The organism is Nonomuraea sp. NEAU-A123, assembly GCF_018603905.1.
GTDB lineage: Bacteria > Actinomycetota > Actinomycetes > Streptosporangiales > Streptosporangiaceae > Nonomuraea.
This window is the reverse complement of the sequence record NZ_JAHFZZ010000002.1, coordinates 675,508-689,305: the sequence shown is the minus strand read 5'-3', so window position 1 is coordinate 689,305 and position 13,798 is coordinate 675,508. Positions and strand designations below refer to the sequence as shown.

The window sequence follows — 13,798 nt, the reverse complement described above, 5'->3', positions numbered from 1 at the left end:
CGGGGCTTCCGCTAGCGCCAGACGATGGTGTCGAGGAAGACTTCGATGGCTGTCGTCACCTGACCGAGCACCTCGGTGGATCTGTGCAGCGGCCCCGGCACTTTCATGCCATGATCGGCGCCGTTGACCTCGAGGACGTGCGGCGTCAGCTCGCGTGCCAGCACACCATCCCACAAGTCGTCCGCGGTGCCGCCGACGAGCAGGAATGGCTGGGTGGCCCGACGCAACGCCTCCACGCATGCGGGCATGGTGAGCAACGGCGTCAGCCAGATCCCCGGCAGGCCGCGATCTGCGGCCACGGCGGCGCCGTACGAGCCGAGCGACTTGCCGATCAGCAGCGGTGTCCCCAGCTTCTCCACGACGGGCGTCACTTGCTGGTAGACCCAGGATTGCCCCTCCAGCAGGGGCTGGCCCTTCGGCGGTGTCCACGAGATCAGTTCGAGGTGGGCGCCACGGCGGGCAACCGCTTCGCCGGCGTAGGCGAGCAGTCCTGCCTGCGGTCCGTACATTCCGCCGGGAATGATGACGGCGTTCCGGCTCGATTCCCCTTCGCTCATTGCTCGAAGGTATCGCCAACGGCGGTCAACGCCGAAAAGGTCAGCGGGGGCCGGTGAGGCGGACGTCGCCCTGTGTGGACAGGACGAAGACCTGCCAGTTGTAGTACGCGTAGAAGCTGCGCGAGTCGCGCTTGATCTGGCGGGCGTGCGCGAGGACGGCGTCCACGTACCGGGCGTCGTGGTTGTAGGCGAACACCGCACGCCGGTAGTCGCGCGGCGCCCCCGACGCCTTGAGGTAGTTGGCCGCGGCGAGCACCGCGTCGCGCGCGTTGTGGACGTCCCCGCCCAGCCCGTACTGCCGCCACGTGCCCGGCATGAACTGCATGGGCCCTTGTGCCCCGGTGGAGCTCGCCGATCTGACCCGTCCGAACTTCGTCTCGACGAGCATGATCGCCGCGAGGACCTCCCACTCGACGCCGAACCGCTTCTCGGCCCGCGTCATGTAGCCATGCAAGGCCTTGGCGGGCGACGGCTCCGCCAGGCGCATCCGCTTGCGCTGCGCCGCGCTGATCGGATGGGCCATCGACAGCAGCTTCGCGATGGCCGTGGTGTTGTCGCGCGCCTCAGCGGCCAGTCCCTTGGGCAACCGCCTCACGACGCCCTGGGTCAGCGCCGTGTTCCGGGCCATCGCCCGGTAGATGCGCTGCTGATGAAGAGAGAGCAGCACGACGTCCTGCGGCGGACGCTCCTGTGAGCCCTTGGTCCAGCCGTCGATCGCCTTGTTCAGCGCGGTGGACGTCTCCTTCAGAGCACCGGCCAGCTTGACGGGGTCGGTGGGAATGCGGACATCAGGCGCGGGCACCCCCACGGCCCCGGCCTGCGGGGAGGGTGTCTCGGCGGCACTCGGGGCGGTGGTCTGGGCGGGCCGCTCCGGTGTCGCCGATCCGTCCGCCTCACCGGCGCATCCTGTGAGGACGGCTACGAGGGATGCGGCGATCATGACGTTGACCGATCTCATGATGCTCAACCGTATCGCCAGGATCACCCGCAAGAACTTCTGACCCGGCTGGCCAGATCTACCGCGAATCGGTCAGGCCGCTGTTCGCCGAGGCTTCGGCACGGTCGGGCGCGCTGGGTCAGGCTGAACGAGTACCGGCCGGTCCGAGACCACCACGACGGAGTACACCTGGTTCGGGGGCAGGGCGTCAGGATCGACCAGGTCCTCCAGGGCCAGGGCCTGCGTACGGTGTGCGGGGATGGCCACGCGGAACGGGCCCAGTGGCTGCCCGCCCTCCGCGCAGAACGTGAGCTCGACGTGGGCGTTGCCAGGACTGATGTTGAACAGGTAGAGCTGGTCGCCGGGCGTGCACCCGTCGGTGATCGCCATCTTCCAGTTTCCCACCATTGTGCTCATGTGCGACTCCCGTCTACTGCTCCGGCAGTCATCCCGCTACCCCGACAAGCCTGGATCTATCAGGCGCCGCGAGTATCCAAGAAACGCAAACAGCTGTTCTGTTGTCCTTCAACCTCACGTACGGCCGTCCTCGCCGGGTACCGGGGCCAGCCAGAGAGGGGTAACCATGACATTGGATGTCATCAGCATGATCACCGCAGACCACCGCGACGTGGAGCGGCTTTTCGCCCGGCTCAAGAAGGACACCGAGGATCGTCCCGCGCTGCTGACCGAACTGGCCGCCAAATTCGTCGCCCATTCCAGAGGGGAGGAGGAGCTGATCTACCCGGAGATCGCCACGTACAGGAGGAGGAGAGCGAGATCCTCCCGGCGCTGAAGAAGGCGGTGCCGCGCGGGCGCCTGGAGGAGCTCGGCCGAGCCTTCAGCGAGCGCAAGGCACAGGAGATCCAGCACGGCCTGACCGGTCCCTGGGGCCGACGCGGGTGCGCGCCGGTCCCAGGGGAGCCGTGCGGGTCAGTTGCCGGGGCCGACTCGCATCAGCTGCTCGTTCATGATCAAGAAGGCGCCCAGGCCGTGGAAGTCGTTCACCGGCCGCCCCCGGTTGAAGTAGTAGCTCAGCGAGTCGCTCGCGTTCGTGCCCTCGCTGATGTCCACGATGTTCGTCCGCCCGTCCTGGCCGAGGGACACCTTGTCCAGTACGCCCTGGTAGCCCCGGTCGGCGTTGACGCGGTACGAGGCGTCGACGTAGCCGAGTTCGACGGCGCGCGAGATCGTGTACGTGTACATGGCCGAGCATGACGTCTCGGTCCAGTTGGCGGAGTTCGACGTTTCGGTGACCACCTGGAACCATCGGCCGGTCGCCGGGTCCTGCCAGCGGGCGTAGGCGGGCACCAGATCGCGCAGGATGTCGATCAGCGCGGCCCGGCGCGGGTGGTCGGCCGGGAGCAGGTCCAGGATGTCGATGGTGGCCATGCCGAACCAGCCCATCGCCCGGCACCACGAGATCCCGTTCGTGTTGCCCAGCGACGGCTTCACCCAGGAGGCGGTCAGGCCGCCGGGCTCGTCGTAGGCGTGGTACAGCAGCCCGGCGGCCGTGCCCGACGGGCGGCGCAGGTGGCTGTGGTAGACCTCGATCTGCTTGGCGGGCTCGGTGCGGGTGAAGGTGTCAGCCGCGACCCAGGCGCCGTAGCGGGCCAGGAACGGATCCACCATGTAGACGCCGTCGCCCCAGAGCTGGCCCTGCCGGGAGTCGGAGGTGGAGTGCCACCAGCCGCCGTCGGAGGTGCGCGGGTAGGTGTTCAGCCGGGTCCTGATCTTGGTGGCGGCCGTACGGTAACGGGTCTGGCCCGTCTCCTTGTACAGGGCGAGCAGGACGTTGCCCGACTGCATGCTGTCGAGGTTGCCGAAGCTGTTGGAGATGTTGCCGGAGCTGTCGACGAACCGGTCGGCCCAGTCCTTGATGTACTGGAGGTAGCGGGCGTCGCCGGTGCGCTGCCAGACCAGATACTGCCCCCACAGGTACAACCCTTGCGTGTAGCCCCAGCCGCCCAGTGAGCTGGGGGTGAAGCGGGCCATCGTGGAGTCGATGACGGCCTTGGACCAGTCGGTCCCGCTCGAGGTGCCGTCGTCGACGGTGAGCGAGTCGACGTTCGGGCCGCCGTTGGCGGTCGTGGCGGTGGCCTTGACGGTGTTCGGGCCGGCGACCAGCGAGGTTTGCAGGGTCACCGTCCGCCAGGTGGTCCACGCCCCGGTGCCGGGGAAGGACAGGCTCGCCGCGATGGTCGTGCCGTTGAGCGTGATGCTCATCGGCCGGTCGGCGGTGGTGCCGTTGGCGTACCGCAGGACCAGCCGCACCTGGCGGGCCTGGGGGGAGTCGGTCGTCCATTCGACCGACGAGCCGGCCACGTTGTCATAGTTGACGAAACCGGTGCCGGTGAACCCGGCATGGTTGGACTCCACGACGCCCTGCGAGATGGTGGCGTTCTCGGCTTCGTGGAGGGTGGCCGCGGCGACGGCCGCGGGCACGGGCTGGACCAGCAAGGCACCGAGGGCGACTATGGCGATGACTCGATGTCGGTTTCTGAGGGGCACGCGACTCTCCTGACGCTGGTGAGCGCCACGGGTAAGACATCCCATGTCTCACTCGTTGGGCTTCTGACCTGTGATATCGCTCGACCACTCCTCATGCGGGGAGCACCGCCGAATGGCTCGAGCGACAGATCCAACCTTTCGCCTGATCTATAGCCAAACATCCGGAATATCCGCCTGTCCAGGTGTATGACATCCGATCTTTGCCCGATCGACAAGAGAGCAGCGTTAGGAAACTTTCCTAAAGATTGGATCGTTCCAAGATCAAAAATCTGTTGACGGTTGTGACTATTTGTGGGAACACGATGAAAAGCTCCAATCTCTCGCCCCGAGATACCACCCCCCGCAGGAGTGAATCGATGAACTTACGCAGGTACCGCGTCCTCGCCGGTGTCCTCGCGCTCTTCGCCGGGGCGCTGACGGTCGTGGCCCCTCCGGCCGCCGCGGCGCCCACCCGATACGAGGCGGAGAACGCCACGATCTCGCAAGGTGTCGTGGAGTCGAACCACACCGGCTACTCCGGCACCGGTTTCGTCAACGGCGACAACGTCGCCGGGTCCTCGGTCGAATGGACGATCAACGCGCCCAGCGCGGGCACCGCCACGCTGGCCTTCCGTTATGCCAACGGCACCAGCGCCAACCGGCCGAGCGACATCGCGGTCAACGGCACCGTCGTCGCCGCGGCCCGGGCGTTCAACGCCACCACGAACTGGGACACCTGGGCGACGGTCACGCTGACCGCGCCGGTCGTCGCGGGCACCAACACGATCAAGGCCACCGCCGCCGGCGCGGGCGGGAACCCGAACTGGGACTACCTGGAGGCCGAGGTCACCGCCACGAACTTCACCGACTACCAGGCGGAGAGCGCGACGATCTCGCAGGGCGTCGTGGAGTCCAACCACGCCGGGTTCACCGGCTCCGGCTTCGTGAACTACGACAACGTGGCCGGTTCCTACGTCGAGTTCGCGGTGAGCGCCGCCGGCGCCGGGCCGCAGACCCTGACGTTCCGCTTCGCCAACGGTACGACCACCGACCGGCCGATGAGCATCGCGGTCAACGGCACGGCCGTCGTGGCCAGCCAGTCCTTCCCGGGCACCGGGGCGTGGACCACCTGGCAGGAGATCAGCGTCAACGCCACGCTGAACGCCGGCGGCAACACGATCAGAGCCACCGGGACCACCGCGAACGGCGGGCCGAACCTCGACCGGCTGCGCGTCAGCGGCCCCGGTGACACCGAGAAGCCCACCGCCCCGGGGCAGCCGGTCTGCAGTGACATCACCTACAACAGCATCCGGCTGGACTGGCCGACGTCGACCGACAACGTCGGCGTCGTGGCGTACGACATCTTCCATCAGGGCACGCAGATCGCCACCGCGCCCGCTCCGCCGTACACGGTGACGGGGCTGAACTCCGACTTCCCGTACCAGATCTCGGTCTTCGCCCGGGACGCGTCCGGGAACGTGTCGCTGAGCAGCCCTGAGGCGAACTGCCGCACGCTGCCCGCGCCCGCGGACGACCCGCCGTCGCAGCCCGGCCAGCCCACGGTGACCGGCGTGCAGCCCACCTCGGCGACCGCGACCTGGACCGCCTCCACCGACGACAACGGCGTACGCGCCTACCTGGTCCGCGACCACGCCACCGGCACCGTGCTGCAGACGGTCACCGGCACGCCGCCCGCGACCAGCACCAGCGTGCCGCTGGAGTGCGCGCACACCTACCAGCTCGACGTCGTCGCGCGTGACACGGCCAACCAGCTCTCCACCCCGAGCACGGCCTCCGCGTCGTTCACGACCGGTAGCTGTGGCACCGTGCCGCAGACGCCGACCACGATCGCCGGCGGCTGGGACATCCCCTGGGACATCTCCTGGGCGCCCGACGGCTCGTACGCGCTGGTCACCGAGCGGGACACGTTCAAGGTGTTCAAGATCACCCCGTCGGGCACCAAGACGCAGGTCGGCACCGTGCCCAACGTCGTGACCACCGACGGCGAGGGCGGCCTGATGGGCCTCGACTTCTCGCCCACCTGGAACGGCACGACCGACCAGGAGGTGTTCTTCATGCACACCGCCTCCGAGGGCAACCGCGTCGCGAAGATGAACTTCAACGGCACCACGCTCAGCGGCTACAGCGCGATCCTGCAGGGCATGATCGACAAGAACCGCTACCACAACGGCGGCCGCATCAGGTTCGGTCCTGACGGCTACCTGTACGTCACCGCGGGAGACGCGCAGGCGAGCGGCAACGCGCAGGACCTCGGCTCGCTCAACGGCAAGATCCTGCGCATCACCAAGACGGGCGCGGCCGCGCCGGGCAACCCGTTCGGCACCCGCGTCTACAGCTACGGCCACCGCAACCCGCAGGGCATCGCGTGGGACTCGGCCGGGCGGCTGTGGGAGTCGGAGCTGGGCAACTCCTCCAGGGACGAGCTCAACCTGATCCAGCCGGGCAAGAACTACGGCTGGCCCACCTGTGAGGGCACCTGCAGCACCTCCGGCATGACCAATCCCAAGTACACGTGGAGCGTCTCGGAGGCGTCGCCGAGCGGCATCGCCATCGTGAACAACACCGTGTTCATGGCGGCGCTGCGCGGCCAGCGGCTGTGGCGGATCGTGCTCAACGGCGAGAACGTCTCGACGGTCAACTCCTACTTCAACGGGACGTACGGCCGGCTCCGCGCGGTGGAGAAGGTGCCGAACGCCAGCGCCATCTGGTTCGGCTCCACCAACTCCGACAACAACGGCGACGGCAGCGCCGACGTGATCAGGCGCTCCAACATCCAGTGACGCACGCCCCCTCACCAGGCGGCCGCGCTTCGGCGCGGCCGCCTGTCACCCCCGAGCCACCTGGAGATTTCGCGTGATGGAACCTGACGGCGGTGAGAGCGGGCCGACGCGCCGGGCGGTGCTGGGCGGCGCGTTCGGCACCCTGGCCGTGGCGGCGCTGACCGGCCCACTCGCCGCCCCCGCTCATGCCGAGGCGCCCTGGACGCTCGACGTCCGGATGTCCTCGGACGCCCAGTGGGCCGCGTTCCTGCGGGAGCAGGACCTGCGGTGGGCCAAGCTGCCCGCGGTCTGGCACGAGGGCCCGTTCCTGGGCGACGGCCTGCTCGGCAGCATGATCTACAAGGAGCCGGACGCCAACAAGATCCGCTTCACCACCCAGCACGGCCGGGTCCAGGACCACCGGCCGGAGTTCGGCAGCGGGTTCGGCACGTGCAGGCTGCCGGTCGGCCATCTCACGCTCGACCCCGTCGGTACGATCACCGCCGTCGACTGGCGGCTGAGCCTGTGGGACGCCGAGCTGACCGGCACCGTCACCACCTCCTCGGGGAAGATCACGTTCACCGCGTTCATCCACGACGAGCTGTTCGTGGCCAGCGCCTCGGCCACGGGCAGCGAGCAGGTCCGATGGACGTTCCATCCGGAGGTGGCCGACAGCCCCAGGCAGGCGTCGGAGGACCCGCCGTCCGGCTACACGCACAACCCGGCCTCGACGACCAAGACCACCGGCGACGTCAAGCAGGTGCTCCAGGGCCTGACCGGGGGAGGGCAGACCGCCACCGCCTACCGGCAGAGCGGCAACCTCCTGCTGCTGTCGGTCGCCCACAGCTTCCCGTCCAGCACGGCGGCGGAGACGACCTCGCTCGGCAAGATCCAGAACGCGGGCACGTACGACACGCTGCGGGCGGCGCACCGGACCTGGTGGCACGCCTTCTATCGCAAGAGCTTCGTGTCCATCCCGGACCAGCGGCTGCAGAGCTTCCACTGGATCCAGCTCTACAAGGTGGCCTCCGCCACCCGCGCGGGCGCGCCGGTGATGGCGACGACCGGGCCGTGGCTGGAGCCCACCCCGTGGCCCGGCGTGTGGTGGAACCTCAACGTGCAACTGGAGTACTGGCTCATCCACGGCTCCAACCATTTGGAGCTCGACTCGGTCACCAGCACGCTCGACCAGAACCGGGCGCAGCTCACCGCCAACGTGGCCAGCGCGTACCGGAGCGACTCCTCGGGTGTGGGCCGCAGCTCCGACATGTTCGCCAACCGGAGCGTCGGCACGCCGGGCAGCGGCGCCGAGGTCGGCGACCTGACGTGGGCGCTGCACAACGTGTGGCTGTCCTACCGGCACACGATGGACGACGCGCTGCTCAGGGACACGCTGTTCCCGCTGCTGCGCCGGGCGATCAACTACTACCTGCGCTTCCTGGCCAGTGGCAGTGACGGCAAGCTGCACCTGCCGAGCACGCTGTCGCCCGAGTACCCCGTGGTCCCGCCGCAGGACACCAACTACGACCTGGCCCTCATCAGGTGGGGCTGTCAGACGCTGCTCGACTCGGCGACCCGTCTCGGTATCGACGACCCGCTGAAGACCAGGTGGCAGCAGGTGCTCAGCACGCTGGTGGCGTATCCGACGGACACGAACGGCTACATGATCGGCGGCAGCACGCCGTACGCGCAGTCCCACCGCCACTACTCCCACCTTTTGATGATTTATCCCCTCTACCTGGTCAACTGGGATCAGACGGGGAACCGCGCGCTGATCGAGAAGTCGATCGTCCGGTGGCACGCCCTGACCGGGGCCCACCGCGGTTACAGCTACACCGGCGCCGCCTCCATGTACGCCATGATGCGGCGCGGCGACACGGCGCTGTCCTACCTGCTGAAGTTCTTCGATCCCTCGACCTCGTACCCGTGCCGGGCCAACACCCACTACACCGAGGCCGGGCCGGTCATCGAGACGCCGCTGTCGGCCTCGCAGTCGATCCACGACCTGCTCTGCCAGAGCTGGGGCGGCGTCGTCCGCGTCTTCCCCGCCGTCCCGGGGGCGTGGCCGGACGTCACGCTGCACGACTTCCGTACGCAGGGCGCGTTCCTCGTCTCCGCGGTACGGCAGGCGGGCGCGACCCGCTTCATCCGGGTCAGGAGCCTGGCCGGTGAGCCGCTCAAGCTCGACCACGGGCTGACCGGCACGGTCACCGCCGTGCTCGACGACGGCGCTCCCGCCTCGGTCCAGGACCTGGGCGGCGGCGTGCTGGGCATCACCCTGCCCAAGGACCGCGAGGTGCTCGTCTACGCGGGCGCGGTCCCCGACCTGGTCATCGCGCCGGTGCCGATCGCCAAGCCGGGCGCCGCCTGGGGCCTGCCGGGCGCGGACACGCCACCGCCGCCGCCGGGCCGCTACGAGGCGGAGGACGCGACGATCTCGCAGGGCATCTTAGAGAACTCCCACACCGGCTACAGCGGCACGGGCTACGTCAACGGCGACAACGTGTCCGGTTCGTACGTGGAGTGGGCTTTCCCGATCACGACGGCGGGGACGGCCACGATCAAGCTGCGGTACGCCAACGGCACCACGACCAACCGGCCGTCGGCGATCGCGGTGAACGGCACGACGGTGTTCGCCGCCCGGGACTACGCGAGCACCGGCACGTGGGACACCTGGGCCACGGACACCTTCACGGTCCCGGTCAACGCCGGGTCCAACACGCTCCGGGCCACCTCCACGACCGCGGGCGGCAACCCGAACATCGACTACATCGACGTGGCGACCGCCTCGGGGGGCGGCACCGACTACCAGGCCGAGGACGCCACGATCTCGCAGGGCGTCGTGGAGTCGAACCACACCGGCTTCACCGGCACCGGCTTCGTCAACTTCGACAACGTCGCCGGTTCGTACGTGGAGTTCGCCGTGACCGCCGCGCAGGCGGGCAGCGCCACGCTGACGCTCCGCTACGCCAACGGCACCACGGTCAACCGGCCGATGACCATCGCGGTCAACGGCACCAGCGTGACCCGCGACTTCACCGGCACCGGGAACTGGGACACCTGGCAGACCGCCTCGCTCACCGTCCAGCTCACCGCGGGGGCCAACACGATCAGGACGACCGCCACGACGGCCAACGGGGGCCCCAACCTCGACAAGATCACTATTGGATAGGAAGCCATGGAACTCACCCGACGCCAGCTCGGGACCCTCGTGGGCGCCGCGCTTCTCACCCCGTACCTGCCTGCCCGCCCGGCTTCGGCGGCGACCGCCTGGCAGCTCATGTGGGCCCCCGAAGCGTCGTCCGTAGGGCTCGGCGCGTTCGAGACCATCGAGGACGACCGCGCCGACTCGCACCCCGCCGGTCAGCCGCACATCTTCGCCGAAGGCAACAACTTCCGCTTCAACATGCACACGGTCGACCGCGACTCGATGACCGACCGGCAGCGACAGGAGGTGACCGGCACCCGTAACCCGAGCGGCTACCTGCAGTGGCTGAAGGGCGAGACGTGGCGGGTCACGTACTCGATGTTCATCCCGAGCTCGCTGAAGGCCACCACGACCTTCACCCACATCAGCCAGACCAAGATGCCGGGCACGGGCACCAACCCGATCACCGTCACGTCGCTGCGCCGGGTGGACGGGGTGCAGACCATCGAACACAAGATCTTCCAGTCGGACATCCTGGTCGGGCGGACCAACCTGGAGCCGCTGCAGGACAAGTGGATCGACGCCGAGTACGAGATCAAGATCGGCGACGGCAGCGCGGGCTCGGTCCGCTGGGTGCTGCGCGACGGGGCCACCACGCTGGTCGACGCGACCAAGACCGGCGACACGTTCCTCGGCGACCGGGTCCGTCCCAAGTGGGGCATCTACCGCTCGCTCGGCGATACCTCGGGCTCGCTGCAGAACTGCTACATGCTGCTCACCAACATGCGGGCGTACAAGCAGGTGGCGGCCGTCGCGACCCGCCTGGAGGCGGAGAACGCGACGATCTCGCAGGGCGTGGTCGAGTCCAACCACGCGGGCTTCTCCGGCACCGGCTTCGTCAACACCGACAACGCCGCCGGGTGTTACGTCCAGTGGACGCACACCGCCTCCGCAGCCGGCCCCGCGACCCTCACCATCCGGTACGCCAACGGCACCACTGTCGACCGCCCCATGGACGTCACGGTCAACGGCGTCGTCGTCGCCTCGGGGCTGAGCTTCGGCGGCACCGGCGCCTGGACCACGTGGGCGAGCAAGAGCGTCAACGCCACCCTGGTCGCGGGCGCGAACACGGTCAGGGTCACCGGCGCCACCGCGAACGGCTGCCCCAACCTCGACTACCTGGAGGTCCTGGTATGAAGCCGCGTGTGTCGCGTACGGCGGTGCTCGCCGTACTCGCCCTCCTGCTCGGCCTGCTCACGACCCTGCCCACCGCTCTGCCCGCCCAGGCCGACCTGCAGCACCCACGGCAGGCGTTCCTGCGCAACTCGATCGCCGGAGTCTTCCTGCACTGGGGCGAGCGCACCTCGCCGCAGCACACCAGTTGCAGCGGCTGGGAGGCCGACGTCACCAACGGCGGCTGGAGCGCCTCCTACTGGGTGAACGAGGCCAAGAAGCTGCACGCCCAGTACATCGTCCTGGCCACCTTCCACAGCCGGCTCGGTTACGCCAGGCCGTACCCGTCCTCGATCCCCGGTTCGTGCCGTACGACGCGGGACTTCCTGGGCGAGCTGATCGACGCGGCCGACGCGCAGGGGCTGAAGGTCATCAACTACATGACCGACGACCCGCAGTGGCACAACGAGGGGCTCAGCTCCGGCGACTGGCTCAACTCCTCGGCCTTCTCCAGCTACGTCGGCCACAACGTGGACCTGACCACGCGTGACGGGTTCGGCGAGTTCAGTTACCTGCAGTTCTTCGAGCAGATGCAGCGTTATCCGAAGCTGGCCGGGTTCTGGATCGACAACGACAACGCCTACTGGGAGAGCAACAACCTCTACGCCAAGATCTACCAGCAGCGCCCCGACATGACGATCTCGAACAACAACGAAGACACGCCGATCATGGACATGATCAGCAACGAGCAGAAGACCGGCATGACGCCGTCCTACGACTACCCGCAGGCGGTCTACACGGCGCTGCCGAGGCTGATCGAGGCGGACTTCAAGCTGCCGACCGGCGGCCCCTGGTGGTACGGCGGGTCGGACCAGGCGGTGGACCGCAAGCTCACGCTGGGACGGCTCATCACCAACGCCGGATCGTCGGTGAAGGCCCTGATGGCCGAGACCGCGATGGTCAACGGCAAGTTCCCCGCCCAGCAGGTGAGCTTCAACAACTTCGCCGACACCTACCTGGGGGAGATCTGGGAGTCGCTCGGCGGCACCGAGGGCGGCGGCTACATGTTCGGCGGGCTCAAACCGGGCTTCTGGAACAACGGCGCCCACGGCGTGACCACGATCGCCAAGAACGATCCCAACCGGCACTACATCCACGTCGTCACGCCGCCGTCAGGCAGCACGCTGTCGCTGCGCGACAACGGCTACCGGATCAGCTCGGTGACGAACCTGCGCACCGGTGCCCCCGTCACCTTCACGCAGGCGGGCGGCACGCTGACGCTGAGCGGCATCTCCTCGTGGGACCAGTACGACACGGTCTTCAAGGTCATCTCCAGCGGCCGTGAGGGGATCTACAGCGGCGTCACCCTGTCGGCCACCTCGTCCACCAGCGGGCACGCCGCCTCGGCCGCCGGTGACGGCGACTACCTCACCTACTGGGACAGCAACGCCGCCGAACCCGCGTCGCTGACCTTCGACCTCGGCTCGGCCAAGCGGATCCAGTACCTGGCCTTCAACCAGCGGGAGGACTCGACGGTCTACCCGTCGTCCGGGTCCGCGCGGATCTCCGGTTACCAGGTGTACGTCAGCGACAACGGGACGAGCTGGGGCAGCGCGGTCAAGACCGGCACGGTGCCGAACGCGCGCGGCGTGCAGGTCATCGACCTGACCGCCTCGACCCACCGGTACGTGCGGCTCACCAAGACCGGCCACCATGGCGTCTCGCGATGGCGGGTGGACGAGGCCTGGGTCGGCGGCGAGTACGCGGGCGGCGGCGGCACGACGCCGCCACCCGGCCGATACGAGGCGGAGGACGCGACGATCTCGCAGGGCATCTTCGAGAACTCGCACCCGGGTTACAGCGGCACGGGGTATGTCAACGGCGACAACGCCGCCGGCTCCTATCTGCAGTGGTCTTTTACCGCCGCCACCGCGGGCACGGCGACGATCAAGCTGGGGTACGCCAACGGGACGACGACGAACCGCCCGTCGGCGATCGCGGTCAACGGCACGACGGTGTTCGCCGGCCGTGACTACGGCAGCACCGGCACCTGGGACACCTGGGCCGTCGACACCTTCACCGTGCCGGTCACCGCGGGCGCCAACACGCTGCGGGCCACCGCCACCACCGCCAACGGCAACCCCAACCTCGACTACATCGACGTGGACGTGACACCTGGCGGCGGTGGCGGCGCCACCGACTACCAGGCCGAGGACGCGACGATCGCGCAGGGCGTGGCCGAGTCCAACCACACCGGCTTCACCGGGACCGGCTTCGTCAACTACGACAACCTGGTCGGCTCGTACGTCGAGTTCACCGCGGTGAACGCCGAGTCGGCGGGGGACGCCACGCTGACGCTGAGGTTCGCCAACGGCACCACGGCCAACCGCCCGATGGACATCACGGTCAACGGCGCGCTCGTCTCGGACGAACTCGCCTTCGACGCGACGACCAACTGGGACACCTGGGCCACCAAGTCGATCACGGTGCCGCTGAACGCGGGCGCCAACACCATCCGCGCCACCGCCACGACGGCCGGCGGCGGCCCGAACCTCGATCGGATCACGATCGGTTGAACCCCGGCCGCCGTGCGGACGCGCACCGCCCGCACGGCGGCCGGCACCAACGGAAGCCACGGTCAAGAAGGCGCACGTCACGGCGGCGCGCCGGCTCCACCGGAGGAGCGTTCCCCTGGACAGACCCCGGCCCCGTACGG

The 13,798-nt window shown here is 68.6% G+C and carries 9 protein-coding genes; 5 read left to right on the top strand and 4 right to left on the bottom strand.

Features of this window, described 5'->3' with window-relative positions; all coding sequences use genetic code 11:
- Positions 1-11: 11 nt before the first annotated feature.
- From KLK06_RS07290 to KLK06_RS07280, 3 genes are all read right to left on the bottom strand, one after another.
- Positions 12-557: a hypothetical protein gene (locus KLK06_RS07290; protein ID WP_214634518.1), complete on the bottom strand. Its 546-nt coding sequence runs from the start codon at positions 555-557 to the stop codon at positions 12-14.
- Between the two features lie 40 nt (positions 558-597).
- The gene (locus tag KLK06_RS07285) at positions 598-1,515 is read right to left on the bottom strand and encodes a lytic transglycosylase domain-containing protein (RefSeq protein WP_214634517.1); all 918 of its coding nucleotides are present in this window, start codon (positions 1,513-1,515) and stop codon (positions 598-600) included.
- Between the two features lie 72 nt (positions 1,516-1,587).
- On the bottom strand, positions 1,588-1,911 hold the full coding sequence (locus KLK06_RS07280) for a sensory rhodopsin transducer (protein WP_214634516.1): 324 nt from the start codon (positions 1,909-1,911) through the stop codon (positions 1,588-1,590).
- Positions 1,912-2,077: 166 nt separating this feature from the next.
- On the opposite strand from KLK06_RS07280, the gene KLK06_RS07275 reads away from it, so the two are divergent.
- Positions 2,078-2,287 carry a hemerythrin domain-containing protein gene (locus tag KLK06_RS07275; RefSeq protein ID WP_214634515.1) on the top strand — a complete coding sequence of 70 codons (210 nt, stop codon included), beginning with the start codon at positions 2,078-2,080 and terminating at the stop codon, positions 2,285-2,287.
- A 137-nt stretch (positions 2,288-2,424) separates the two neighbouring features.
- On the opposite strand, the gene KLK06_RS07270 is transcribed toward KLK06_RS07275, so the two are convergent.
- Positions 2,425-4,002, bottom strand: coding sequence for a glycoside hydrolase family 88 protein (locus tag KLK06_RS07270; RefSeq protein ID WP_214634514.1), 1,578 nt, complete (start codon positions 4,000-4,002; stop codon positions 2,425-2,427).
- A 356-nt stretch (positions 4,003-4,358) separates the two neighbouring features.
- Between KLK06_RS07270 and KLK06_RS07265 the strand changes: the two genes are divergently transcribed.
- The 4 genes from KLK06_RS07265 (at position 4,359) to KLK06_RS07250 (ending at position 13,658) form a co-directional block, all read left to right on the top strand.
- On the top strand, positions 4,359-6,782 hold the full coding sequence (locus tag KLK06_RS07265) for a PQQ-dependent sugar dehydrogenase (protein WP_214634513.1): 2,424 nt from the start codon (positions 4,359-4,361) through the stop codon (positions 6,780-6,782).
- A 76-nt stretch (positions 6,783-6,858) separates the two neighbouring features.
- Positions 6,859-9,933, top strand: a complete 3,075-nt coding sequence (locus KLK06_RS59640; RefSeq protein ID WP_250905107.1) for a carbohydrate-binding protein — start codon at positions 6,859-6,861, stop codon at positions 9,931-9,933.
- 6 nt (positions 9,934-9,939) lie between these two features.
- The gene (locus tag KLK06_RS59635; protein ID WP_250904966.1) at positions 9,940-11,106 is read left to right on the top strand and encodes a carbohydrate-binding domain-containing protein; all 1,167 of its coding nucleotides are present in this window, start codon (positions 9,940-9,942) and stop codon (positions 11,104-11,106) included.
- The gene (locus KLK06_RS07250) at positions 11,103-13,658 is read left to right on the top strand and encodes a carbohydrate-binding protein (RefSeq protein WP_214634512.1); all 2,556 of its coding nucleotides are present in this window, start codon (positions 11,103-11,105) and stop codon (positions 13,656-13,658) included. Before KLK06_RS59635 ends, KLK06_RS07250 begins: the two co-directional genes overlap by 4 nt.
- Positions 13,659-13,798 lie beyond the last annotated feature (140 nt).

What these genes read in the sequence shown, in the direction of transcription:
- KLK06_RS07280 (WP_214634516.1), bottom strand. Translation starts at nt 1,911, where the DNA reads ATGAGCACAATGGTGGGAAACTGGAAGATGGCGATCACCGACGGGTGC.
- KLK06_RS07250 (WP_214634512.1), top strand. Translation starts at nt 11,103, where the DNA reads ATGAAGCCGCGTGTGTCGCGTACGGCGGTGCTCGCCGTACTCGCCCTC.
- KLK06_RS59640 (WP_250905107.1), top strand. Translation starts at nt 6,859, where the DNA reads ATGGAACCTGACGGCGGTGAGAGCGGGCCGACGCGCCGGGCGGTGCTG.
- KLK06_RS07265 (WP_214634513.1), top strand. Translation starts at nt 4,359, where the DNA reads ATGAACTTACGCAGGTACCGCGTCCTCGCCGGTGTCCTCGCGCTCTTC.
- KLK06_RS07285 (WP_214634517.1), bottom strand. Translation starts at nt 1,515, where the DNA reads ATGAGATCGGTCAACGTCATGATCGCCGCATCCCTCGTAGCCGTCCTC.
- KLK06_RS07275 (WP_214634515.1), top strand. Translation starts at nt 2,078, where the DNA reads ATGACATTGGATGTCATCAGCATGATCACCGCAGACCACCGCGACGTG.
- KLK06_RS07290 (WP_214634518.1), bottom strand. Translation starts at nt 557, where the DNA reads ATGAGCGAAGGGGAATCGAGCCGGAACGCCGTCATCATTCCCGGCGGA.
- KLK06_RS59635 (WP_250904966.1), top strand. Translation starts at nt 9,940, where the DNA reads ATGGAACTCACCCGACGCCAGCTCGGGACCCTCGTGGGCGCCGCGCTT.